Genomic DNA, 22,512 nt, shown 5'->3' on the forward strand with positions numbered 1-22,512 from the left:
CTATCGATGTTGGTGAAGATAAAACCGGACGAGCTCTTCGATCAGTTCGTCGCGTTCCTTCTTCCGTATCAGGCTTCGCGCGTTGTTGTGCCGAGGAATATAGGCGGGATCGCCGGATAGCAGGTAACCGACGATCTGGTTGATCGGGTGGTATTCCTTCTCCACTAAGGCGTCGTGTACGGACAACAGGATATCCTTGGCCGATATCTGCTCGGGATCCGGAACCACGTCGAATTTGACCGTCTTGTCCATTTGATTCTTGTCCGACGAGCTCATCTCCAGCACCTCGCTTTCTCATTCCTATCCATCATATCATATTCCGCGACGGACAGGAAATGGAAACGGCGCCGGAAAGCGCGCCGTGTCGACAATTTTTAGGCTCGGATTAGGCCCGGAGCTGAGCGAGCACGAGCGAGCGAGCCGCCGCCAGCGCCTCGGGGAGCTTGGACGGGTCCTTGCCGCCGGCCTGCGCCAGCTCCGGCTTGCCGCCGCCGCCGCCGCCGCAAATGGCGGCCAGTTCCTTGATCAGCTTGCCGGCGTGCAGCCCTTTGGCGGTCAAATCCGGCGTCACCGCGACAACGAGCTGCACCTTGTCGCCGTCCACGGCGCCCAGCGCCAGCACGGCGGAGCCGAGCTTCGCCTTCAGCTCGTCGGCGACGCCGCGCAGCGCGTCCATGCCGCTGGCGTTCACTTGCGCCGCCAGCAGTGTCACGCCGCCCGCATCGACGGCCCGGCCGGCGAGATCGGCCGCTTCCAGGCGGCTCAGCTTGCCCTGCAGCGACTCGTTGTCGCGCTGCAGCTGGCGCAGCTCGCCTTGCAGCGCCTCGACGCGCTTCGGCACGTCGGCGACGCCCGTCTTCAGCAGCGCGGCCGCTCCGCGCAGCAGCTGGAGCTGGTCGTCCAGGTACGCGTAAGCGTGACGACCGGTAACGGCTTCGATCCGGCGGACGCCGGAGCCGATGCCGCTCTCGCTGACGAGCTTGAACAGGCCGATCTGCGACGTGTTGCGCACGTGGCAGCCGCCGCACAGCTCGAGGCTGTAGTCGCCGACGCGCACGACGCGGACGATGTCGCCGTATTTCTCCCCGAACAGCGCCATCGCGCCCATCGCCTTCGCCTCGGCGATCGGCATGTAGCTGATGTCCAGCTCGGTGCCGAGCCAAATTTGCTCGTTGACGCGGCGCTCCACGTCCGCGAGCTCTTCGGGGCTGATCGCGCCGAAGTGGGAGAAGTCGAAGCGCAGCCGCTCCGGCTCGACGAGCGATCCCGCCTGGTTGACGTGCTCGCCGAGCACTTCCTTGAGCGCTTTGTGCAGCAGGTGCGTCGCCGTATGATTGCGCACGATGTCGCTGCGGTCGGCCGCGTTGACGCTGGCGGTGACGGTGTCGCCGACCTTGAGCGCGCCGGACGTAATCGTGACGTGGTGCACGTGTTGGCCGAACGGCGCCTTGCTCATGCCGTTCACCGAGGCGGCAACGCCTCCGGCGCCGGCCAGCGTGCCGGTATCGCTCACTTGTCCGCCGCTCTCCGCGTAGAACGGCGTCCGGTCGAGGACGACCGCCACGTTCTCGTCCACGCCGGCGGCGTCGACCAGCCGATCGCCCGACACGATGGCGACGACGCGCGCTTCCGCCGTCAGGCTGTCGTAGCCGACGAATTCGCTCTTCGCCTTCAGCTCCGAGAGCGGACCGCCTTGCACCTTCATGCTGTCCGTCTCCTGGCGCGCGGCGCGGGCGCGCTCGCGCTGTTCCTCCATCGCCGCGTCGAAGCCCGCGCGGTCGACGGTCATCCCTTGCTCGGCCGCGTAGTCTTCCGTCAGGTCGAACGGGAACCCGTACGTATCGTACAGCTTGAACGCGTCCGGACCCGAAATTTCGCTGACGCCCTCGCTGCGCGCCTTGGCGCACAGCTCGGCGAGAATGGCCAGACCGTCGCTCAGCGTCTCGTGGAACCGTTCTTCCTCGGTGCGAATGACCTTCTCGATAAATTCGCGCTTCTCCACGATTTCGGGGTAGTAACTTCCCATAATTTCGCCGACGGTGGCCGTCAGCTCCCACAGGAACGGCCGGTCGATGCCGATCACCTTGCCGTAGCGGACGGCGCGGCGCAGCAGGCGGCGGATAATGTATCCGCGGCCTTCGTTGGACGGAAGGACGCCGTCGCCGACGGCGAACGTCACCGTGCGGATATGGTCGGCGATGACCTTGAGCGCGACGTCGTGGTCGGCGTTCGCCTTGTACGCGACGCCCGCGATTTGCGCGGCGCGCGCGATAATCGGCTGGAACAGGTCGGTGTCGAAGTTGGAATCGACGTCCTGGACGATCGAAGCGAAGCGCTCGAGACCGGCGCCCGTATCGATGTTCTTGTTCGGAAGCGGCGTGTAGCTGCCGTCCTTGTTATGGTTGAACTGCGAGAAGACGAGGTTCCACACCTCGAGGAAGCGCTCGTTCTCGCCGCCCGGGTAGCATTCCGGATCGGACAGGTCGCCGTATTTTTCTCCGCGGTCGTAGAAAATCTCGGTGCAAGGTCCGCAAGGCCCTTCGCCGATGTCCCAGAAGTTGTCGGTCAGCTTGACGATGCGTTCGGCGGGAATGCCGATCTTCTCGTTCCAGTAGCGGAACGCTTCCTCGTCTTCCGGGTGGATCGTCACCGACAGCCGGTCCGGATCGAAGCCGATCCATTCCGGGCCCGTCAGAAACTCCCACGCCCAGGTGATCGCTTCCTCCTTGAAGTAATCGCCGATGGAGAAGTTGCCCAGCATCTCGAAAAACGTATGGTGGCGGCGCGTCTTGCCAACGTTCTCGATGTCGTTCGTGCGGATGCACTTCTGCGAATTGGCGATGCGCGGGTTCTCCGGCTTCACGCGGCCGTCAAAGTACGGCTTGAGCGGCGCCATGCCTGCGTTGATCCAGAGCAGCGACGGGTCGTTGTGCGGCACGAGCGAGGCGCTCGGCTCGACGTGATGCCCTTTGCTGGCGAAGAAGCGGAGCCATTTGTCGCGGATTTCCGCGGCTTTCATCGGTTGCATGGGGGATTTCCTCCTCAAATGAAATAAAAACGCCCCTGAAAAGTCAGGGACGAAAGATTCGCGGTACCACCCTGGTTATTGCGCCGGATGGGGGCGCAATCGCCTTAGACGGGCGTTAACGGGCCCTTCCGTCGGTTTTGAGCCGAGCTCCAAGACCGGCTTCTCCCGTCCTTCGCTGGCGAGGATTCTCTCAGCCACGTTTTCTCCCGGTCTGGAGACGGCCTCCTGAATGGACGAAGGGAAAATAACGAGGAATCCTCTCTCTGGCAAGCGGACTACGGGGTACTCTTGTCTCGTCGACGCTTTGCGTAAAATGAACAATCATAATGATTATAGACAACCCGTTTCCGCGCTGTCAAACGGTTTTTCGCCGAATATAATAAGCGAACAGATGCTGGGCGATCACCTTCAGCGCCGCGTAGAACGGGACCGCGAGCAGCAGGCCGACGACGCCCGCCAGCTCTCCCCCGACAAGCAGGACGAAGATGATCGTCAGCGGATGAATGTTCATCGACTTGCCGACGACCTGCGGGCTGATGACGTTGCTCTCCAGGAACTGGCACAGCGTATTGACGACGATGACGAGCAGCACCATTTTCCACGAGATGGTCAAGGCCATGATCAAGGCGGGAAGCGCGCCGAAGAACGGTCCCAAATAAGGGATGATGTCGAACAGGGCGACGAATCCGGCCATCAGCATCGGATACGGCATGCCGATGATCAGGTAACCGACGTAAGCCGACACCCCGACGCACACCGACACGAGCAGCTGGCCCCGGATGTAGCTGCCGAGCGCGCCGTCGATTTCTTTGAGCAGCCGGATGGTTCCCTGCCGCTTGGCGCGGGGGACGTACTTGAACACCGCCCGTTCAATCACTTCCATGTCCTTTAAAATATAGAACGCGAGAAAAGGAACGACCATCGCCAGGAAAAACACGTTGACGAGCGCCCCGATATTGTTCATAAATCCCGCGATCCGTTCGGAAATTACCTTCTCCAGCCCGGTGATCGACCGGTTGATGCCATTGCGGACGCTCTCCGGCAGCGAGTCGTTGTTGTTAAAATGGTCCATCATGTTTTGCGCCTTGATCGTCAGCTCGGGCATATGCTCGTTCAGCTCCTGCACCTGGCTGACGAACATCGGCGTGATGTTCACGAACAGAACGACGCAGCTGCAAATGAACACCGCGTAGATGAGCAGCACGGCGGCCGTTCGCGGCACCTTCCGGTCGTGCAGCAGCCCGACGACGGGGTTGAGCACGTAGGCGATGATCATCGCGACAAAAAAAGGAGCCGACACCGCTTTGACGAACCGGTAGATGGACAGCAGCATCGGTTGGACCAGAATAAGCAAATATAACGCCACGAGGCCGAGGATGACGAACACCAGCACGGCAAAGAGTCGACTTTGGAGAAAACGGATCAGACGCCCCACCCCCGCTTCGTTCGGCCTCCGAATGCGGCCATCTGCTTCCAGTATATGTACTTGTCCCTTGCCGTAAACCTCCGGCAACACGAATTAGCCCCGGCCTTTCGCGCATGGCGAAACAGACCGGGGCTCCGGAACTCGTCTTACGTATACGTGTTAACGCGTAAAAATTACATTCCGTTGGCGTGAACTTGCGGCGGAATTTGCTCGCCGAAGAACAAGTCGTCCAGAGAGCTGAGCGTTCCGTCTTCTTCGACCTGATAGACGGACATTTTGTCCCCGTTCACCGTCAGTTCGATAAAGCAGCTCCAGCAATAAAACTGATGGGAACCGATCTTCCCGATATCCTTCGAGTTGCAGTTGGGGCATCTCATCATCGCTTATCACCTATCACTTTCCGCGTAAGGTTCTCTCTCCAGCACCCGTTCGCATGAAGCGGGAACCAAGATGGCATCTTCGCCCAACGTGACGCCCTCAGGCCCTTGCGGCAATAAAAGCCGACGTCTGCCCTCGAACACATCCGCGAGAAAACCGTCCGTCAATTCGTATCCTACTATTTGTGTACCCTGTGACTTGCCGAAATAAACGTCGGAGACGCGGCCGAGTTCTTGTCCATCGACCGTGTAAACCGGAAGCTCCTTCAACCGGATCAGACCGGTATGGAAGGAGCGGAGCAAATGCTTGCGCTCGATCGTGGACACCGCGCTGCGGTCCCGGATGAACAAGGCATCGTCGCCGATGACCGTAACATCCGACCATTTCACGATTCGCACCGCCTGGCGGAACCAGACCTTCGTGTCGAGCACGACGCAAGCCACTTGCCAAAATTCATCGAATCCGAAATCCTGAATGCGGCCGACAAGCTTGCCATCCTTTAAATAGACGGGCAAACCGATCATTTGTTGCACATTTCGCACGACTATGGCACCTCGAGCGCGAGGCGCTTGTTATCTATTACGCAAACGCGTCGCAATGGTTGCAATGATTTTTGCGGTTTTTTCCGCTTCAGCTTCATTATTCCCCAAACCGAAGCTAAATCGTATCGCGGAGCCGCAAATTTGATTCGAAAGTCCCATGGCCGTCAGGACGTGGGACGGCTGCAGCGATCCGGCCGTGCAGGCCGAACCGGCGGACGCCGCCACGCCGGACAAATCGAGATTCATGAGCATCGTCTCGTTCGAAATGCCGGGAAAGCTGACGTTCAAAATGTGCGGAATGCGCGCATCCTCGTCCGCCGCGCCGTTCACGCGGAAGCCGTCCGGGCCGAGCCGCTCGGCCAGCCCTTCCAGCAGCGCCGCTCGCACGGCGGCCGCATGGGCGCGCCGCTCTTCTCGCTGTGCAGCGGCGAGCTCGGCCGCCTTGGCGAACGCCGCGATGCCCGCGACGTTCTCCGTCCCGGCGCGGCGGTTGCGCTCTTGCGAGCCTCCGCGAGCGGTCGGCTCGAATGGCGTGCCTTTGCGGATGTACAGCGCGCCGACGCCTTGCGGCCCGTTGATCTTGTGGGCGGACAAGCTGAGCAGATCGACCGGCAGCGCGCCGAGATCGATCGCCTCGTAGCCGAATGCCTGAACGGCGTCGACGTGCATGACCGCGCCGCGCTCCCTGGCGAGGCGTCCGATCTCCGCCACCGGCTGAAGCGTGCCCACTTCGTTGTTGGCCCACATGACGCTGACGACTGCCGTCGTCTCGCCGATGGCGGCTTCCGCGCTCGCCGTCGACACGCGCCCGGTCTCGTCGACGGGCAGCACGACGAGTTCGAAGCCTTCGGCTTCCAGCTTGCGGCAAGCGTTCAGCACGGCGTGATGCTCGACCGCCGTCGTAACGATGCCGACGCGCCGGGGATCGCGCCTGCGCTGTGCCCAGGCCGCTCCGTACAACGCGGCGTTGTCGCTCTCCGTGCCGCCGCCGGTAAACACCAGCTCCGCCGGATCGCAGCGAAGAATGCCGGCCAGCCGGTCCCTCGCCGCGGTCAGGCGGCTGCGCGCCGCGCGGCCTTGCGCGTGGAGGCTGGACGGGTTGCCCGGCCCTTGAGCCGCCGCTTCGGCGTACGCCGCAATCGCTTCCGGATGCATCGGCGTCGTCGCCGCATGGTCGAAATAGATCCGTTCCATGATGCTCGCCCCCCGCTAGATGTAAAACATGTAGCTGTCGGGCGCCCCTTCTTCCTTGAAATTGATCAGATCGGACAAAGATGTGGAATCGAGCACGTTCGCGATGCTGTCCCGGATGCGCAGCCACAGGTCGCGCTTCGCCGGATCGTCTTCCTCGGTGAAGTCCACCGGGCTGATCGGCCCTTCCAGAATGCGAATGACGTCGCCCGCCGTAATCGCCTCCGGTTCCTTGGACAGAATATAACCGCCGTAGGCTCCCCGGATGCTCTTCACCATCCCGGCGTTGCGCAGCGGCGCGATGAGTTGCTCGAGGTAATGCTCGGAAAGTCCGTTTTTCTCCGCGATGCTCTTCAAGGAAATCGGGCCTTCGCCAAATCGGGCCGCCAGCTCCATCATAATTGTCAAACCGTAACGGCCTTTTGTGGAAATTTTCAAAAACCGCACCTCTTTTCAACGGAAAAAACTTTTCTGTATTTACGCTTCTGCGGAATCATCGGGTAAATAGAGGAGTATCCCCATATCAGATATATGTTATCACAACAATTCTCTTTGTGGACAAAAAAAACGTAACATATTCATGTCATTTCGTTTACAAAGTTCCGATGTTCGCGATTGCGTGAGAAAAAGGCCCATTTATGCTACAATGGGGGGTACCCGCGAGTCAAGAGCCGAAAGCGGGTTCAAGGAGATGATCGAACATGAAAAATCACCCAGCCGATCCCGCTTCGACGCGCGTCGTCGTCGGCATGTCGGGCGGCGTGGATTCCTCCGTGACGGCGCTGCTGCTGAAGCGGCAAGGCTACGATGTCATCGGAGTCTTTATGAAAAACTGGGACGATACCGACGAGTTCGGGGTGTGCACCGCCGATGCCGACGCCGAAGACGTCCGCCGCGTGTGCGACCAAATCGGGATCCCTTATTATACGGTAAACTTCGAAGAGGAGTACCGCGACAAAGTGTTCGCCTACTTCCTGGACGAATACCGCCGGGGCCGCACGCCGAACCCGGACGTCATGTGCAACCGGGAGATCAAGTTCGGCGAATTTCTGCAAAAAGCGCTCGACCTGGGCGCCGACTTGATCGCCACCGGCCATTACGCGCGCGTAGAGAACGCGGGCGGGCAATATCGGCTGCTGCGGGGCGTCGACGGCAACAAGGATCAGTCGTACTTCCTGCACGCGCTCGACCAGGAGCAGCTCTCCCGCGCCATGTTCCCGATCGGCCATCTGCCGAAGCCCGAGGTGCGCCGCATCGCCGAAGAAGCGGGGCTGGCCACCGCGAAGAAGAAGGACAGCACGGGTGTCTGCTTCATCGGAGAGCGCAACTTCAAAGCGTTTCTCAGCCAGTACCTTCCCGCCAAGCCCGGTGACATGGTGGACATCCGCACAGGCGAGGTCAAAGGACGGCACGACGGCTTGATGTACTACACGCTCGGCCAGCGCCAGGGGCTCGGCATCGGCGGCTCGGGCACCGGCGAACCGTGGTTCGTCGCCGACAAGGATCTGGAGCGCAACGTGCTGTACGTCGTGCAGGGCGACCGGCACCCGAGCCTCTATTCGACCGGTTTGACCGCGGAAGCGGTCCATTGGATCAGCCCGGACAAGCCGGCCGGCCCGCTGCGCTGCACGGCGAAGTTCCGCTATCGCCAACCGGACCAGGGCGTCACGATAACGCCGCTTCCCGACGGCTCGGTCCGCGTCGACTTCGACGAGCCGCAGAAGGCCATCACCCCCGGCCAGGCCGTCGTCTTCTACGACGGCGACGTCTGCCTCGGCGGCGGCACGATCGAGCGGGTGCATCGCAGCGTTCCCGCCGAGAGCGCCTAAGCGCGCCGGCCGTACAAACGCCTCGCCTTCGGGCGGGGCGTTTGCGTTTGCGCAATCCCAGCCCACTATCCCTTTCCTTCAGGGTTGGGCTGCCCCCCGTAGGCTCCCCCTCACTCGGCTTGAAGCTGTTTCCGCGGAATCCTCCCATTATCCCTTTCATTCAGAAAGAGGGCTATTCCCGTCCGGTTCCTGGGTCCGTTTCCGACGAGGAACCTTCATCGGAACCGTTCCTTCTGACGGAAAGGGATAATGGGACGGGGTCGGGAAAAGGGGATGTCCGTGCCGATCGATCCATTATTTTCCAAATTCCGGATACAGGAAAAAACCCCCGGCCGAAACCGGAGGCTTTGTTCGTTAGCGCTCGTTCGTGATATGCGATAAGCCTTCGCCTAGGCGAGACTTACAGTTTCACCACGTTGGATGCTTGCGGTCCACGGTTGCCTTGCGTAATTTCGAATTCAACCGCTTGACCTTCTTCCAAGGTCTTGAAGCCTTCGCCTTGGATCGCAGAGAAGTGAACGAATACGTCGTTGCCGTTCTCTACGGAGATGAAGCCGTAGCCTTTCTCTGCGTTAAACCACTTAACTGTTCCTCTCAAATGAAAAACCTCCTAAAATCTCGCCGTCAATCGGCGAATAAGACAATTATAACCGATTCATTGTCAAGACGCAATATGTGAACTTTTTGTTCCGAGTTGTCCGTTTCAGCGCTTCCGAAGCAGCAAAACCTCGCTAGCAACGGGGATAAAAGGCAATTTGCCCGGAACAAGGAAAGGCTCCGCCCGATCCCGAACATATTCCATAATATTCTGAATAATTGGGGATATGTCCCACTTTAGCGTCACCAGCGGATAAATTCGGATTTCTCCCCCGCTCGCGGTCACCCTCAACATTTCGTCCAGCGCCTCTTGATGGAACCGTTCGTCGAAACGGTCGCCGTACAGAAACAGGAAATGGCTGCATAGCACCGTCCGGAACGCCCCGTCCGCAAACGGAAGCTCGGGGAGCGCAGCGGCCACATACCGGCTGCCCCCTATGTCCTTGCGAAAATCGGCGGCAAATCGCGCCAGCGCCTTCTCCCGCATCGTTCTGTGCCGCTCCGGCGTGCCGTAATAGCTCCAATCGTAAACGTCCCGCAACGCCTCCACTTTTAATGAAGAAACGGATAGCTCTTCGGCGGCTGCGGCGATGACCGCCTCCCGGTCTCCTTCGTAGAACGGGTCCGCGGCTGTCGCGTCCAGTCCCATGCCGTGCAGCTCCGCCGTGAACGACGACGCTCCCCCGGCGACGTCAAGCACCGGTCCACCGCGCAAGTCCGCCTCATTCAAGCCGAACATGTCCATATACTCCCGGTAAGACCGGCAAGTGGACGCCACGCCGATTTGCGGGTAGGCGGGCAAATTTTGACTTTCGAATGCGTTCATTCTTCTCTTCTCCTCTCGTCTCATCTCTTCTCGGCTCGTCTCGCAGGTAATCCGCTGCCGGATTCCAATTCCATCATGAACGCCGCCGGGTCTTCCTGTCAAGCGGCCGATTCCGGGCGGGCACGTTGATTTCTGCGTCCATCTCTTCTATGATTAAGAAAATATCGCCAACAGGCGGCTTATTGGAGACTTAAGGATGTTCGCCAAACACGTCATTTACAAGCACGACAATTACAACATGCTGACCGTCGAAGTGCAGGGCAAGACGCTCGTCGTCCGCGAAATCTCCGACCAATGGGGCGAGGAATGCCACAGGTTTCTCAGCCGGGCGGAGATGATGCACTGGGCGGAAAATCATTTCCAGGCTAAAGATTTTCCCGGCGGCGAAGACCAGCTGCGCGAGACGCTGAACAACCTTCGCTCGATTTGACGATTTACGTTTTTTGACTAGGAGGTTGCCGGCATCTTGGACCACAACGCCACGCTTATTTTCGCCGTCGCTTCGTTCGGGCTGGCGGCCGTCATCATCTGGCAGCGGCAGTCGATCCCCCCGCAATTGCGGCGAGGGCTTGCCATCACCGCGCTCGTACTGGTCGTTTTCGCCTTTTTCCTGATCGCGTACGCCCTCTTCACCGCCGGCACCTGAGCCCAGGGGAGAAGAAGGGCCGGAAGCCGAAGCTTCCCATCCGATCGTAAAAAGCAACAAGGCTGGACATACTAGGAACGGCAACTCTACCCGCAAGTTCGGAGGTCCGTTCATGAAATCGTATGTTCTGCCGTCCGCCGCCGCTCTGGCGGCGTTGTCTTTGTTGTGTTCCGCCGCGGCCCCCGCCCCGAACCCGCAAGCTTCAAAGGGAACGGCGGCCGAACAAAGGGACAGCCGCGATATCATATCCAAGAGGAGGTATTCCAAGTCCATGAACCAAGTACCGAAACGCAGCGAGACGCCGGCGGAATTCCGCTGGAAGCTGGAGGACTTATTCCCGAATGAAGCGCAATGGGATGCCGAATACGGCAAAGTGCGCAAACAAATCGGCGAGATCGCGGGCTACCAGGGCAAGCTGAACAACGCCGCCGCGATCGCCGAATGCTTCGATCTGGAAGACGACTTGTCCATGACGCTGGAACGCCTCTATGCCTATGCCAACATGCGCCACCACGAAGATATGGCGGAAGGCAAATATCAGGCTTTGTCGGAGAAAGCCAAGAAGCTGAGCGTCGAAGTGAACGAGGCGCTGTCGTTCATCACGCCCGAAATTTTGTCGCTCTCCGAAAAGCAGCTGCAAACGTTCATTCAGGACCCGGCGCTGAAGCCTACATACAAACGGACGCTTCGCGAGATGCTTCGCCAGAAGCCCCACGTCCTGTCCAAAGCGGAAGAATCGCTGCTCGCCCAGGTCGGCAACGTGTCCCAGGCGCCGAGCACGATCTTCGGCATGATGAACAACGCCGACATGAAGTTCCCGAAGATCAAGAACGAAAAAGGCGAGGAAGTCGAGCTGACGCACGGCCGATACATCCAGTTCCTCGAGAGCCGCAACCGCAACGTGCGCAAGGACGCCTTCAAAGCCGTGTACGAGACGTACGGCAAATGGCGCAACACGCTGGCTGCGACGCTTAACGCCAACGTGACCAAGAACATTTTCTACGCGAACGCCCGCCATTATCCTTCGGCGCTGGAAATGTCGCTGTTCGGAGACAACATTCCCGTGAGCGTATACGACAACCTGATCGCCACCGTACACGAGCATCTCCCTCTGATGCACCGCTACATGGCGCTGCGCAAAAAGCTGCTGAAGGTCGACGAATTGCACATGTACGATTTGTTCGCGCCGCTCGTCGACGAATTCGATATGGACATCACGTACGAAGAAGCCAAAAAGACCGTCTACGCCAGCCTGGCTCCGCTCGGGGACGATTACCGCAAAGTGCTGCAAAGCGGCTTCGACAACGGCTGGATCGACGTTTACGAGAACGAAGGCAAACGCAGCGGCGCTTACAGCTGGGGCGCTTACGGCACGCATCCGTACGTGCTGCTCAACCATAAGGACAATCTGAACAGCATGTTCACGTTGGCGCACGAGATGGGCCATGCGCTGCATTCCTACTATTCGGACGAGAGCAACGAATACCGGGACGCGCAGTACACGATCTTCCTGGCGGAAGTCGCCTCCACCTTGAACGAGGCGCTGCTGATGAACTACCTGCTGAACAAATCCGACGATCCGAAGGAAAAAATGTACCTGCTCACCTATTACGCGGACCAGTTCCGGACGACCGTCTTCCGCCAGACGATGTTCGCGGAATTCGAGAAGATCGTACACGCCAAGGCGGAGAACGGCGAGGCGCTCACGCCGCAAGAGCTTTGCGACATCTACTACGATTTGAACGTCAAGTACTACGGGAACGACATGGCCGTCGACAAGGACATCGAGATGGAATGGGCGCGCATCCCCCATTTCTACACGAGCTTCTACGTGTACAAATACGCAACCGGCTTCTCGGCGGCGACGAGCTTCGCGAAGCAAATTCTCGACGAGGGACAGCCGGCTGTGGACCGTTACCTCGGCTTCCTGAAGAGCGGCGGCAGCGACTATTCGATCAATATCCTGAAAAAAGCCGGCGTCGACATGTCTACGCCGGAGCCGATCGCCCAGGCGATGAGCGTCTTCGAAGGGCTGATCGAAGAGATGGAGAAGCTGACGGAAGGCCGTTAAAGCATACAAGCCACCCCGGCGCCGGGCAATCTTCGGATTCCCGATGCCGGGCGCTTTTTTTATCGTAAAGCCGCTCGCAGCGCAATTGGGAACCCGCATGAACCGTATGCTATAGTTAGAGAGAACAATCGGGAGCCAAGCTTCCCTACGCTAGGAGGATCTTTGCCCATGACCACCCATCAGGAGAAACTCGACCGCTACGCGGATCTGATCGTCAACATAGGCCTTCGTGTCCAGAAAGGCCAGAAGCTGGTCGTCAACGCGACGACCGACGCCGTGGAGCTCGTACGCGCCGTCGCGCGCAAAGGCTATGAAGCCGGCGCCTTCCTCGTCAAAGTGAACTGGAGCGACGACACGATCGCCCGTCTGCGCTACGATCATGCCGACGACGGCGCCTTCCTCGAGGAGCCGAAATGGTACGCCGGGGAAATGAACGAGCTGATCGAGAACAATGCGGCGGTCGTCAGCATCGTCTCCTCCGACCCGGACTTGCTCAAGGGCGTGCCGCAGGAGCGAATCGTCAATCATCAAAAAACGTACAGCAAAGCGATGAAGAAATACCGGGAATATGCGCAGGCGAACAAATTCAGCTGGTGCGTCGTCTCCGCCCCTTCCGCCGCCTGGGCGGCCAAAGTGTTCCCCGGCTTGCCCCGGGAAGAGCAGATCGCGAAGCTGTGGGACGCCATCTTCAGCGCCACCCGGGTCGACGCGGGCGATCCGGTCGCCGCTTGGCAGGAGCACATCCGGACGCTGAACGAGAAGGCCGATTATTTGAACGCCAAGCAATACAAGCGGCTTCACTACGTCGCTCCCGGAACCGACCTGTTCGTCGGCCTTCCGCAGGATCATATCTGGGTGGCGGCCGACAGTGTCAACGAGGCCGGAACGCCGTTCGTCGCAAACTTGCCGACGGAGGAAGTGTTCACCGCCCCGCTCGCTTCGGACGTGAACGGCCGCGTCTCCAGCACGAAGCCGCTCAGCTACGGCGGCAACCTGATCGACAACTTCACGCTGACGTTCGAGAACGGCCGCATCGTCGGCGTGAAGGCGGAGAAAGGCGAAGAGGCGTTGAAGAACCTCGTCGAGATGGACGAAGGCTCGCACTATCTTGGCGAAGTGGCGCTCGTCCCCCATTATTCGCCGATCTCGCAATCCGGCATTTTGTACTATAACACGCTGTTCGACGAGAACGCCTCCAACCATTTCGCGATCGGCAGCGCCTACGCGTTCTGCGTGAAGAACGGCACGGGGCTGTCGCAGGAGGAGCTGAAGGCCAGAGGATTGAATACGAGCCTCACCCACGTCGACTTCATGGTCGGCTCGGCGGAGATGGATATTTACGGCATGACCGCGGACGGCAAGGAAGAGCCCATTTTCCGCAAAGGCAACTGGGCGATTTAAGCGGAGTTTGGCCGGTCTGGCCGCTGCACGCTCACGGCAAGTAAGGCGCGAGCGCGGTTCGCCAGGCGGCGAGCCGGTCTTCCAGGCCGCGATAGTGCGGCGTCGGCACCGGGCTCGTCGACGGCAGGCGGAGAACGGTCCGCTTCCGCAGCTCCGGGTCGCTGCCGAACCGTTTGAGCAGCGCGGCGTGCGACGTGCCGCCGTTGCAGGCGACGACCGAGAGGCTCGGGCAGCGGCGCAGCAGGCCGGGAATGTCGTTCGGCACCGCATCCCGGATGTCGCTGTCCAGGCTGCCTTTGCGCACGCAGGATGCGTACACGTCCCAGAGGGCGAAGCCGTGCCGCAGCGCGAAGGCGAGCCGATCCTCGTAGCGTTCGTCCGGAACGCCGTCCGCCAGCAGGGCGTAGAGAATCCGCCACAAGTAATTGCGCGGGTTGCCGTAATATTGATGGGCCTCCAGCGAGGCGACGCCGGGCATGCTGCCCAGAATCAAGATGCGGGAACGCTCGTCCGCGACGGGCGGGAACGAGTGCACTCTTGGAGCGGTATTCATCGGGTGCGCGACCTCCTTGCATGGTCTCTCCATTGTCCCATTGCAGAGGCGCCGGCGCAAATGGTAAAAATAACATGGCGGTGCAGGAGTTGATCCCTGCGCCGCCATTTTTTTGCCCGCGGCCCGCGGCTCAGCCTTTGACGCTGCCCGCCGTAAGCCCTTCGATGATTTTCCGTTGCAGGAACGTGTACATCACGAGCACCGGCAGGACGCTGAACACGATGCCCGTGCAGACGAGCGCGTAATTCGTCTGGAACGCGTCGCGGAACTGGACCATGCCGGAAGGCAGCGTGCGCAGCGCGTCCTTGCTGATGAAGAAGAACGACAGCAAATATTCGTTCCAGTTGCCGAGGAAGTTGACGATAAACACGGTGACGAGCGCTGGAACGGTGAGCGGCAGGACGATCTGGAAAAACATCCGGAAGACGCTCATCCCGTCCACGACGGCGGCTTCCTCCAGCTCGTGCGGAATCGACCGCATGAACGCCGCGATCAGCAGCACGCTGAACGGCAGCGCGCCCGCCGTATACGGCAGAAACAGCGACCAGTGCGTATCGAGGATGCCAAGCTTCTGCACCAGAAGGTACTGCGCGATAAACAGCACGTTGCCCGGAATGAGCATTCCGATCAGAACGAATTGATAAACCCAGGAGCTGATCCTATTAAACCGCATGCGGGTAATCGCGAAGGAAGTCGCGGCGGCCAGAAGCACGCCGACGACCGCGGAACTGAGCGCCAAATAGAGGCTGTTGAAAAAGTAAACGTTGATTTTCGCCTTGACCCAGGCTTCCTTGTAGTTTTCGAACACCCACTTCTTGGGCAAGCCGAACGGATGCGTTGCGATCTCGGTGTTGTTCGCCTTGAACGAAGAGAACAAAATGAACAGGAAGGGCGCAAGAATGACGACGATGTAGGCGATCATGACCATGTGCGGAATGGATTTGCGTACGGTTGCCGTCATCAATATTCCACCTTTTCCTGTCTTCTGACGATCAAGATTTGATAAAGGGCGGTCAGCACGAGCGCGAACGCGAAAATGATGATGGACAGCGCCGTGCCGTATCCGTAATCGCCGTATTTGATCGCTTTATTCACCATGTACGAAGCCATGACGTCCGTCGCTCCCGCGGGACCGCCGCCCGTCATGACGAGCACGATGTCGACGACGCGCAGAGCGCCCGCGATCGACAGCATGATGACGACGTTGATAATCGGCTTGATGAGCGGCACCGTCAAATACCAGGCCCGCTGGACGCCGGTCGCTCCGTCGATCATGGCGGCTTCGTCGATATCCTTCGGAATGGCCAGAATCGCGGCCAGAATAAGCACGATATAGAACCCCATCCATTGCCAGGCGTTCGTGATCAGGATGGATACGAGAGCCCACTTCATGTCGGCCAGGAAATAAATCGGCTCCAGACCGAACGCTTGCAAAATACTGTTGATCAGGCCGACGTCAGGATCGTAAATGTATCCCCACAGAATCCCGATGACCGAGGTCGACAGAATGGACGGCATGAACACCGTCGTCTTGTAGAAGCCCTGGAACCGCTTCACGCTGCTGATCAGAAGCGAGAAGACGACGATCAGGGGCACTTGCACGCAGCAGGAGAAAAGCAAAATGTAAAGGTTGTTGACGATGGAATTGCGGAAGTCGGCGTCCTTGAATGCGTTGACAAAGTTGTCGAACCCGACGAAGTCCTTCGTGTCCAGCCCGTTCCAATTCGTAAATCCGTAGTAGACGGAGGTCAGCATCGGATAAATAAAGAAAAGGAAATAAAGCGCGATCGTAGGAAGGACGAATAAGAGATAAACATAGGGATTTCTGAGTGTGGTTTTCATAGTCTCTCCCCCCGCCGTCGCCGGAGATGCCTGCATCCCCGGAAAGTCGGGAGGCGCCAACCACGCGCGGGCGGGAGGCGCCTCTTCGTACGGCTAGCTTACTTGGCTGCGGCGGCGTTCTCGGCGTCTTGCACCTTCTGGATTGCGTCGCCGACTTGCTGCGGCGTTGCCTTGTTCGCGATCAGCTTTTGCAGCTGCGTTTCGGTCTCTGTGTATACTTTCGATTGCACGACGGAGTCGAAGTGCGGGAACGTCGTGCCGGCGTTCTTGAGCACATCGAGCACCTGCTTCACGATCGGGTCCGTCACCTTGGCGATCGATTCGTCCGACAGCTGCATGGAAGGCAGCACGCCGTCTTCCAGCAGGCCGCGGAGCTGCATTTCGTCGCTGTACATGTTTTTGATGAACGCTTTGACCGCTTTGAGCTCGTTGTCGTTCAGATCGGCGGAGAAGCCGTAGCCCTCGCCGTAGTTGGCGTTGACGGACGTCTGGTCGCCTTTGCCGTTCGGGATGGCCGGCAGGCTGACGAATGCGACCTTGCCCGCGATCGCGGCGCCGACGGCGTCGTTCTTGAACGCCGACGAGCGCCAGGAGCCGTCGAACATCATGCCGGCTTTGCCCGCCACGAAGTCGTTGAGCATGTCGCCGTATTCTTTGCCTAGCTCGCCTTTGGTGAAGTACCCTTTCTTCTCCCAATCGGCGAACAGCTGGTAAGCGGCGACGACGTCCGGGGAATTCCACTTGGAAGCGCCGGTGATGAAGCCCGCGTTCGTGTTCTCGCCGGCGATGCGGCCGATGAACGTGTTGACGAGCATGTTGGGCACCCACGCCCCTTTGGAGCCCACCGCGAACGGCGTAACGCCTTTTTGCTTGAGCGTGTCGGCCGCCTTGATCAGATCGTCCCACGTGGTCGGAGGATTCAGATTGTACTTCGCAAACAGATCCGTATTGTAGAAAATGCCTTCCGTGTTGCCGCCGATCGGCAAGCCGTACACTTTGCCGTCCACGGAGAACGGATCGAGAACCCCGTTGAGGAATTTGTCCTTCAGTCCGAGCTCGTCGAGAATCGGGGTCAGGTCGAGCATGCGTCCCGCTTTGGCGTACTTCTGCGTATCGCCGGCGCCGCCGAAGACGTCGAATATTTTGGGAGGGTTGCCTGCGGCCATCTCGGCCGGAAGCTTCGTGAAGCGGTTGACGTTGTCCTCGATGCCGTCCAGCTCGATTTTGAGCCCCGGAACGTCGGCTTCCGTCTGTTTGACGACGTCGTCAAGAATCGCTTTGCGGAACTTCTGCGCGTCGCCGATTTGGATGTGGCGTAGCGACACGGTGAAGTTCTCGACTTTCTCCGGAGACGCCGATTCCGATGCCGGCGCGGACGCCGACGGCGATGCGCTCGGACTCTCGCTGGCGGATGGGGAAGCGGAGCTGCCTTCGTTGTCGTTGCCGTTGCCGCACGCGGCGAGGAACGCCGTCATGGCGACCGATACGGCCAGTACCGAAACAAGTTTCTTTTCCACTCGTGAGACCCTCCCATAAGTTATGTGTCGCTGCTTACCTCCTTATTGTAAGTCGGATTGGACTGCTCGTAAGGGCCTCAAACGCTTAATAGAGGGATAAGATCGTCTTGAAAAGCGGGTTTTCGACAGCGAAGGAGAGTTTATCCGATAAAAAATGCGATTGGCCGATGCACGCATGTTCTTCTACCGCACCGGGTTACAGCTCCAGCGGAGTTGCGGATGCCTTGCCTCATTCACTCCATCCGATCGTAGAGAGGCCAAATCGCCTGCGGCTTCCCTAGGGAGGCAAGAAGCTTTGGAAGCCGCCGAGGGAAAGCTTCCTCCGTCGGTTCCCCCCTTCCGCCGGAGCCGATCATATCGGTGTATGCATCGTCAGGATGGCGTTCGTCTCAACGCGGGGAACGAGTTGCCGCCCGGGCTCCCCGAGGCTGCCTTCCTAACGAATCGTATAGTTCTTAAAAGAATCTGTATTGTCTTTTTGTTGTTCTAACGAACTTCAGCCACGCTATTGAAGCAAAAAATCGAGAGAATGCCGCGCATAACCCGTAATAGCGACGCTGGAGTTCGTTACCATTTTTAAACAAGCTTTTTTGCCCAAATAAGGTGCACAGGGTTCGTAAGGCGCAGGTCCGATAGCGCGGGGTGCCGTTGACAACGGCCGATCGGTGAAGTTCGAACGACAGGTGAAAGATTCGCTCGCAAGTTGATTGCAACAGCACTCTATTTTTTAAAAAAACGGCCCGGCCGAGTTCATCCCGGCCGGGCTCAAACTTGCTTCGCCTGCTACACCTTCGCGCCCAGCGCTTGCCGCAGCAGCTCTACCGCCCGCCGGTTCTCGTCGGGCTTGCCGATCGAGATCCGCAGCCAGGTCGGCATGCCGAAGTCGCTGCCCGGCCGCACGAGAACGCCTCTCTGCGCCATTTCCGCATATACCGGATCGCTCTCCGTTCCGAGGTCGACCATGATGAAGTTCGTGGCCGTCGGCAAATATGCCAGCCCGAGCTCACGGAACGAATCGTAGTAGAAGCGCTTCTGTTCGCGGTTGTTGGCGAGCACGGCCGCGACGAAGTCGGTATCTTCGAGGCTGGCAACGGCCGCCGCTTCCGCCAGCGCATTCACGTTCAGCGGCGGGCGAATCCGGTTCAGCGTCTCGATCGTCCCGGGCGAAGCGATGCCATAGCCGATGCGAAGACCGGCCAGCCCGTACGCCTTGGAGAAGGTGCGAACCGCGATCAGGTTCGGGTAACGCTCCAGAAGGCGGACGGTATCGGGATAATCTTCGCCGTCCGCATACTCGTAATAGGCTTCGTCGACGACGATCGCGACCGAATCCGGCACTTCCGCGAGGAAAGCTTCCAGCTCTCCGGCGCTGAAGTAAGTGCCGGTCGGATTGTTCGGGTTGCACAGCCAAATCAGACGCGTACGGGGCGTCAGCCTCTCCCGGATCGCGGACAAGTCGATCTTGTGATCGGTCAGGGGCACGACGACTGGAACGCTTCCGGCGCCCAGCGTCGCCACATTGTACCAGCCGAACGAGGGCGAGGGAACGATCGCCTCCTCCCCCGGATTCAAATAAGCCTGCGCGGCGAGCGACAGCAATTCGAACGAGCCGTTCCCGAAAATAAGCTGCTCCGGAAGGAAGCCCCTCTTCTCGGCCAGCTTGGCACGCAGCCGCGACGAATGGGGGTCCGGGTACCAATTCATCCGGGCGGCGGCCCGGCGAACGGCCTCTTCCGCCAGCGGCGAGAAGCCGAGCGTGTTCTCGTTCGCGGCCAGCCGAACGATTCGGGTCAGGTCCCGACCGGAGTCCTCCGAGGATTTGGCCGGTTTATACACCGGAATGGCGTTCAGCGATTCGCGGATCGGCAGCGCGCACATCGGTCATCTCTCCTTCAGGGCGCGGGATTGAGCGGGCGACAAGTCTTTCTGAAACGCCAACACCTGATCCCAATCCCCATCGTAACGGGGAATGCGATAATAGCCGACGCGTTCGTAAAGCGCGATCGCTTCCGGCTGCAGCGGTCCGGTCTGCAGCTTGACGCTGCGGTAGCCGAATTCGCCCGCCAGACGCTCGATTTCGGCGAGAATCGCCCGCGCCACCCCTTTGCGCCGGTACTCGGCGCGGGTATACATCCGTTTGACTTCGGCGGAGCCGTCGGTAAGCGGCCGAAGCGCCCCGCATCCGGCGGGCCGGCCGTCCAGACGAGCCACGACGAACGCGGCCCGCGGCTTCTCGACGTCTTCCGGCCGGAAGCCCGCGCTTCCGTCGCCGACGCCGTACAGTTTCGCGAGCTCGTCGCTCAGCTCGCGAATGAGCTGCTGCGCGTCGGGGCTGCGGACGTCTTCGGCTGCAGCGGTGATACGAGCCATCGTAAAATCCCCCTTCTAGGTTCATTTTGCCGTACAGTCAGATGGAATAGCTTACTCTCCGCTCGGCCGCCACATGCGCCGATCCTTCCCTGCGTCCCAGCACGCGGTTCAAAATGAGCTGCTCGTAATGGCGGCCGACAGCAGCCATAGGAAAATAAAATGCCATGCCGTGCATTGCGTGCTTTGCGGTTCATCTCGTTTTCCACCTCTCAGGATCGAACGGTTGCTCGAACGGCCGCCCCGATGCGGTCCGCTTCCGCGATCGCCGCCGCCAACCGGGGGCCGTCGGCCGGGACGGGAAGCGCCTGGAGCACATCATCCGAAAGCTTGACGCCGGATGCGATCGCTTCCGGCACGTTCGGCCGGTCCTCCGGGAATCCGAGCTGCCGCAGCGTAACCGGCAACCCAAGCCGGTGCTGGAATTCGGCCCAGTAGCGGGCTTCTTCCGTTTGTCCCAGAAGCGCAAGCTGGGCGATCAGGCCGAAAGCCACTTTCTCGCCGTGCAGCGTCCCGTGCGTCTCCGGAAACCAGGTCAGGCTGTCGTGAATGGCGTGGGCGATCGGGGCTCTTGCCGCGCCGCTGCTGATGCTTCCGACCAAGCCGGCCAGCAGCACGATCGAATCGGTTACGTCCGCGAAAGCCGCCGTGACGTTGCCGCGATCCGCTTCCTCAAACACCCGCAAAGCGTGCTCGCGAAAAATATCGAGCGCCAGCCGCGACGTTTGCAACCCGATGCGGACGTCGAGCCGCCCGTGGCCGCCGGAAGCCTCCCCTGCTCCCGTCTCGTAGAACTTGACGATGGTGTCGCCGATCCCGGCCGCCAAATAGCGTCTCGGCGCGGCGGCCAGCACTTCCGAATCGGCCAGCACCCATTCGGGCGAACGGCTCAGCGGCAAATAGCCTGCCGAGCGGCCTTCCTCATCGTAGAGCACCGTCAGCGCCGACCATGCCGCGCAAGTGGCGGGCACCGTCGGGACGGCGACGACGGGAAGCGCCAGCTTGTCCCCTGCCGCCTTGGCCAAATCCAGCGCGCGCCCTCCGCCAATGCCGATCACGAGATCGGCTTCATACCGCTTCGCGCCGTCCGCCAATTCGTCGATTCGTTCGCGGGTGCACGGACCGGTAACTTCCCGGACCGTAAAATCGACGCCGGCCTGCCGCAGGCTGGCCGTAAGCTTGGCGGACGTCTTCTCCCATGCCGTCTTGCCTCCCGCGACGAAAGCTCTGCGGCCGAGCGCGGCGATCCAAGGCCCGCTTTTGTCCAGCACCCCCGGTTCGTTCGCGTATTTTCCAGGCGCCTTGATCGTAATCATCGTTGCTCCCTCCTGTAATTGGAAAAGGCCGGGAATCGCCGTCCCCATAGGGCAAACGGTCGTTTCCCGGCCTCCGGGTTGACCGGTGGGCCTTGCGCATCGAGATAATACTAAGTATTACAAGTTGATTAGTTGTATTTAATCCGAGTATAGGTTGCCGCCTGCCCCGGTGTCAACGGAAATTTTAATAGATAAAATCTATTGATACATCGGCGATATCGATCAATCGTCCTGCGGCTTCATCCGTCGGGCCATTCGTGTGCAATGTTTTGCTCTCCCGAAACACGAAAAAGGCCCCGGCAACAAGCCGAGACCGATGGAGACGATGGATAGAACGGTTCTATCGAAGGATGGCGACGCCGTTGCCCACTTCGTTGCCGTCCCACTCCAACACGAGCCGGTCGCCGGATTGCAGGGCGCCTACGCCTGCCGGCGTGCCCGTGTAGAGCAAGTCGCCGGCGCCCAGCCCGAAGCGTTCGTTAACGAATTCCGCCAGCTCTCCGATGCTGAAGACCATGTCCTTCATGTTGCCGCGCTGCACTTCCCGTCCGTTCAGGCGCAGCGTGAAATCGCGCTTAGCCAGCTCGTCGATGCCCGGATACGGCAGCCAGTTCCCGACGGCGGCCGAGTTGCGGAAGCCTTTGGCTTCCAGCCAGGGATAGCCTTTGGCCTTGATCTTGTCCTGCACGTCGCGCAGCGTAAAATCAAGCCCGACCGTGAAATGCGATATCTGTTCGTCGAGGGGGCGGTCCGGCCGGTACGGCTCGCTGACGAACAAGACAAGCTCGGCTTCGTAATGGACGGAGCCGAACGTTCCGGGCAGGGCGACTTCTCCTTGCCAGGGAACGAGAGCATGCGTCGGCTTCGTGAAGATCATCGGAGCTTCGGGCACGGCGTTGCCCAATTCGGCGGCATGAAGCCGATAGTTGCGTCCTACGCAATAAATGTTCCGGATATCCTGTCGTTTGATCGTCGTCATCGC

The 22,512-nt window shown here is 59.9% G+C and carries 23 protein-coding genes; 5 read left to right on the forward strand and 18 right to left on the reverse strand.

Going from position 1 to position 22,512, the window contains the following annotated elements:
- The 7 genes from G485_RS0102515 to cymR form a co-directional block, all read right to left on the reverse strand.
- Positions 1 to 276, reverse strand: coding sequence for an IreB family regulatory phosphoprotein (locus G485_RS0102515; RefSeq protein ID WP_027091231.1), 276 nt, complete (start codon positions 274 to 276; stop codon positions 1 to 3).
- Between the two features lie 109 nt (positions 277 to 385).
- A complete protein-coding gene (gene alaS, locus G485_RS0102520) occupies positions 386 to 3,019 on the reverse strand; it encodes an alanine--tRNA ligase (protein ID WP_027091232.1) in 2,634 nt (877 codons plus the stop codon).
- 364 nt (positions 3,020 to 3,383) lie between these two features.
- Entirely contained in the window at positions 3,384 to 4,454 is a 1,071-nt protein-coding gene (locus G485_RS0102525) for an AI-2E family transporter (RefSeq protein WP_027091233.1), read from the reverse strand.
- Between the two features lie 173 nt (positions 4,455 to 4,627).
- The gene (locus G485_RS0102530) at positions 4,628 to 4,834 is read right to left on the reverse strand and encodes a hypothetical protein (protein ID WP_027091234.1); all 207 of its coding nucleotides are present in this window, start codon (positions 4,832 to 4,834) and stop codon (positions 4,628 to 4,630) included.
- A 6-nt stretch (positions 4,835 to 4,840) separates the two neighbouring features.
- On the reverse strand, positions 4,841 to 5,374 hold the full coding sequence (locus G485_RS0102535) for a PRC-barrel domain-containing protein (protein WP_027091235.1): 534 nt from the start codon (positions 5,372 to 5,374) through the stop codon (positions 4,841 to 4,843).
- 30 nt (positions 5,375 to 5,404) lie between these two features.
- Entirely contained in the window at positions 5,405 to 6,568 is a 1,164-nt protein-coding gene (locus G485_RS0102540; RefSeq protein WP_027091236.1) for a cysteine desulfurase family protein, read from the reverse strand.
- 15 nt (positions 6,569 to 6,583) lie between these two features.
- Entirely contained in the window at positions 6,584 to 7,003 is a 420-nt protein-coding gene (cymR, locus tag G485_RS0102545) for a cysteine metabolism transcriptional regulator CymR (protein WP_027091237.1), read from the reverse strand.
- Positions 7,004 to 7,266: 263 nt separating this feature from the next.
- Between cymR and mnmA the strand changes: the two genes are divergently transcribed.
- Positions 7,267 to 8,394 (forward strand): tRNA 2-thiouridine(34) synthase MnmA, encoded by a 1,128-nt coding sequence (mnmA, locus tag G485_RS0102550; protein ID WP_027091238.1) that lies wholly within the window; start codon positions 7,267 to 7,269, stop codon positions 8,392 to 8,394.
- A 400-nt stretch (positions 8,395 to 8,794) separates the two neighbouring features.
- Here the strand turns inward: mnmA and G485_RS0102555 are convergent, their stop codons facing one another.
- Positions 8,795 to 8,992, reverse strand: a complete 198-nt coding sequence (locus G485_RS0102555; protein ID WP_027091239.1) for a cold shock domain-containing protein — start codon at positions 8,990 to 8,992, stop codon at positions 8,795 to 8,797.
- Positions 8,993 to 9,097: 105 nt separating this feature from the next.
- Positions 9,098 to 9,817, reverse strand: a complete 720-nt coding sequence (locus G485_RS0102560) for a class I SAM-dependent methyltransferase (protein WP_027091240.1) — start codon at positions 9,815 to 9,817, stop codon at positions 9,098 to 9,100.
- A gap of 196 nt (positions 9,818 to 10,013) precedes the next feature.
- On the opposite strand from G485_RS0102560, the gene G485_RS0102565 reads away from it, so the two are divergent.
- The 4 genes from G485_RS0102565 to G485_RS0102580 all read left to right on the forward strand — a co-directional run bounded on the left by G485_RS0102565 (position 10,014) and on the right by G485_RS0102580 (position 13,935).
- Positions 10,014 to 10,247, forward strand: a complete 234-nt coding sequence (locus G485_RS0102565; RefSeq protein ID WP_027091241.1) for a hypothetical protein — start codon at positions 10,014 to 10,016, stop codon at positions 10,245 to 10,247.
- 36 nt (positions 10,248 to 10,283) lie between these two features.
- Positions 10,284 to 10,463, forward strand: coding sequence for a hypothetical protein (locus tag G485_RS0102570; protein WP_027091242.1), 180 nt, complete (start codon positions 10,284 to 10,286; stop codon positions 10,461 to 10,463).
- Positions 10,464 to 10,734: 271 nt separating this feature from the next.
- Positions 10,735 to 12,534 carry an oligoendopeptidase F gene (pepF, locus tag G485_RS0102575; RefSeq protein WP_027091243.1) on the forward strand — a complete coding sequence of 600 codons (1,800 nt, stop codon included), beginning with the start codon at positions 10,735 to 10,737 and terminating at the stop codon, positions 12,532 to 12,534.
- Positions 12,535 to 12,702: 168 nt separating this feature from the next.
- Entirely contained in the window at positions 12,703 to 13,935 is a 1,233-nt protein-coding gene (locus G485_RS0102580; protein ID WP_027091244.1) for an aminopeptidase, read from the forward strand.
- Between the two features lie 31 nt (positions 13,936 to 13,966).
- Here the strand turns inward: G485_RS0102580 and G485_RS0102585 are convergent, their stop codons facing one another.
- From G485_RS0102585 to G485_RS0102625, 9 genes are all read right to left on the reverse strand, one after another.
- Positions 13,967 to 14,488 carry a DNA-deoxyinosine glycosylase gene (locus tag G485_RS0102585; protein ID WP_027091245.1) on the reverse strand — a complete coding sequence of 174 codons (522 nt, stop codon included), beginning with the start codon at positions 14,486 to 14,488 and terminating at the stop codon, positions 13,967 to 13,969.
- 130 nt (positions 14,489 to 14,618) lie between these two features.
- Positions 14,619 to 15,449: a carbohydrate ABC transporter permease gene (locus tag G485_RS0102590; RefSeq protein WP_027091246.1), complete on the reverse strand. Its 831-nt coding sequence runs from the start codon at positions 15,447 to 15,449 to the stop codon at positions 14,619 to 14,621.
- Positions 15,449 to 16,330 (reverse strand): carbohydrate ABC transporter permease, encoded by an 882-nt coding sequence (locus G485_RS0102595; protein WP_027091247.1) that lies wholly within the window; start codon positions 16,328 to 16,330, stop codon positions 15,449 to 15,451. Before G485_RS0102595 ends, G485_RS0102590 begins: the two co-directional genes overlap by 1 nt.
- Before the next feature lie 98 nt (positions 16,331 to 16,428).
- A complete protein-coding gene (locus tag G485_RS0102600; RefSeq protein WP_027091248.1) occupies positions 16,429 to 17,847 on the reverse strand; it encodes an extracellular solute-binding protein in 1,419 nt (472 codons plus the stop codon).
- Between the two features lie 783 nt (positions 17,848 to 18,630).
- Complete coding sequence (gene hisC / locus G485_RS0102605) at positions 18,631 to 19,725, reverse strand: histidinol-phosphate transaminase (protein ID WP_027091249.1); 1,095 nt, start codon at positions 19,723 to 19,725, stop codon at positions 18,631 to 18,633.
- 3 nt (positions 19,726 to 19,728) lie between these two features.
- On the reverse strand, positions 19,729 to 20,217 hold the full coding sequence (locus G485_RS0102610; protein WP_027091250.1) for a GNAT family N-acetyltransferase: 489 nt from the start codon (positions 20,215 to 20,217) through the stop codon (positions 19,729 to 19,731).
- A gap of 37 nt (positions 20,218 to 20,254) precedes the next feature.
- Positions 20,255 to 20,383 carry a hypothetical protein gene (locus G485_RS31185; protein WP_276203327.1) on the reverse strand — a complete coding sequence of 43 codons (129 nt, stop codon included), beginning with the start codon at positions 20,381 to 20,383 and terminating at the stop codon, positions 20,255 to 20,257.
- Positions 20,384 to 20,426: 43 nt separating this feature from the next.
- A complete protein-coding gene (locus G485_RS24850) occupies positions 20,427 to 21,530 on the reverse strand; it encodes an iron-containing alcohol dehydrogenase family protein (protein ID WP_035154379.1) in 1,104 nt (367 codons plus the stop codon).
- Positions 21,531 to 21,870: 340 nt separating this feature from the next.
- A complete protein-coding gene (locus G485_RS0102625) occupies positions 21,871 to 22,509 on the reverse strand; it encodes a fumarylacetoacetate hydrolase family protein (RefSeq protein WP_027091251.1) in 639 nt (212 codons plus the stop codon).
- Positions 22,510 to 22,512: the final 3 nt, after the last annotated feature.

Source organism: Cohnella thermotolerans DSM 17683 (assembly GCF_000429825.1).
In the GTDB taxonomy this organism is placed as follows: domain Bacteria; phylum Bacillota; class Bacilli; order Paenibacillales; family Paenibacillaceae; genus Cohnella; species Cohnella thermotolerans.

What these genes read in the sequence shown, in the direction of transcription:
- G485_RS0102610 (WP_027091250.1), bottom strand. Translation starts at nt 20,217, where the DNA reads ATGGCTCGTATCACCGCTGCAGCCGAAGACGTCCGCAGCCCCGACGCG.
- mnmA (WP_027091238.1), top strand. Translation starts at nt 7,267, where the DNA reads ATGAAAAATCACCCAGCCGATCCCGCTTCGACGCGCGTCGTCGTCGGC.
- G485_RS0102565 (WP_027091241.1), top strand. Translation starts at nt 10,014, where the DNA reads ATGTTCGCCAAACACGTCATTTACAAGCACGACAATTACAACATGCTG.
- G485_RS24850 (WP_035154379.1), bottom strand. Translation starts at nt 21,530, where the DNA reads ATGATTACGATCAAGGCGCCTGGAAAATACGCGAACGAACCGGGGGTG.
- G485_RS0102595 (WP_027091247.1), bottom strand. Translation starts at nt 16,330, where the DNA reads ATGAAAACCACACTCAGAAATCCCTATGTTTATCTCTTATTCGTCCTT.
- G485_RS0102515 (WP_027091231.1), bottom strand. Translation starts at nt 276, where the DNA reads ATGAGCTCGTCGGACAAGAATCAAATGGACAAGACGGTCAAATTCGAC.
- G485_RS0102530 (WP_027091234.1), bottom strand. Translation starts at nt 4,834, where the DNA reads ATGATGAGATGCCCCAACTGCAACTCGAAGGATATCGGGAAGATCGGT.
- pepF (WP_027091243.1), top strand. Translation starts at nt 10,735, where the DNA reads ATGAACCAAGTACCGAAACGCAGCGAGACGCCGGCGGAATTCCGCTGG.
- G485_RS31185 (WP_276203327.1), bottom strand. Translation starts at nt 20,383, where the DNA reads ATGGCATTTTATTTTCCTATGGCTGCTGTCGGCCGCCATTACGAGCAG.
- G485_RS0102580 (WP_027091244.1), top strand. Translation starts at nt 12,703, where the DNA reads ATGACCACCCATCAGGAGAAACTCGACCGCTACGCGGATCTGATCGTC.
- G485_RS0102560 (WP_027091240.1), bottom strand. Translation starts at nt 9,817, where the DNA reads ATGAACGCATTCGAAAGTCAAAATTTGCCCGCCTACCCGCAAATCGGC.
- hisC (WP_027091249.1), bottom strand. Translation starts at nt 19,725, where the DNA reads ATGTGCGCGCTGCCGATCCGCGAATCGCTGAACGCCATTCCGGTGTAT.
- G485_RS0102590 (WP_027091246.1), bottom strand. Translation starts at nt 15,449, where the DNA reads ATGACGGCAACCGTACGCAAATCCATTCCGCACATGGTCATGATCGCC.
- G485_RS0102585 (WP_027091245.1), bottom strand. Translation starts at nt 14,488, where the DNA reads ATGAATACCGCTCCAAGAGTGCACTCGTTCCCGCCCGTCGCGGACGAG.
- G485_RS0102625 (WP_027091251.1), bottom strand. Translation starts at nt 22,509, where the DNA reads ATGACGACGATCAAACGACAGGATATCCGGAACATTTATTGCGTAGGA.
- alaS (WP_027091232.1), bottom strand. Translation starts at nt 3,019, where the DNA reads ATGAAAGCCGCGGAAATCCGCGACAAATGGCTCCGCTTCTTCGCCAGC.
- G485_RS0102540 (WP_027091236.1), bottom strand. Translation starts at nt 6,568, where the DNA reads ATGGAACGGATCTATTTCGACCATGCGGCGACGACGCCGATGCATCCG.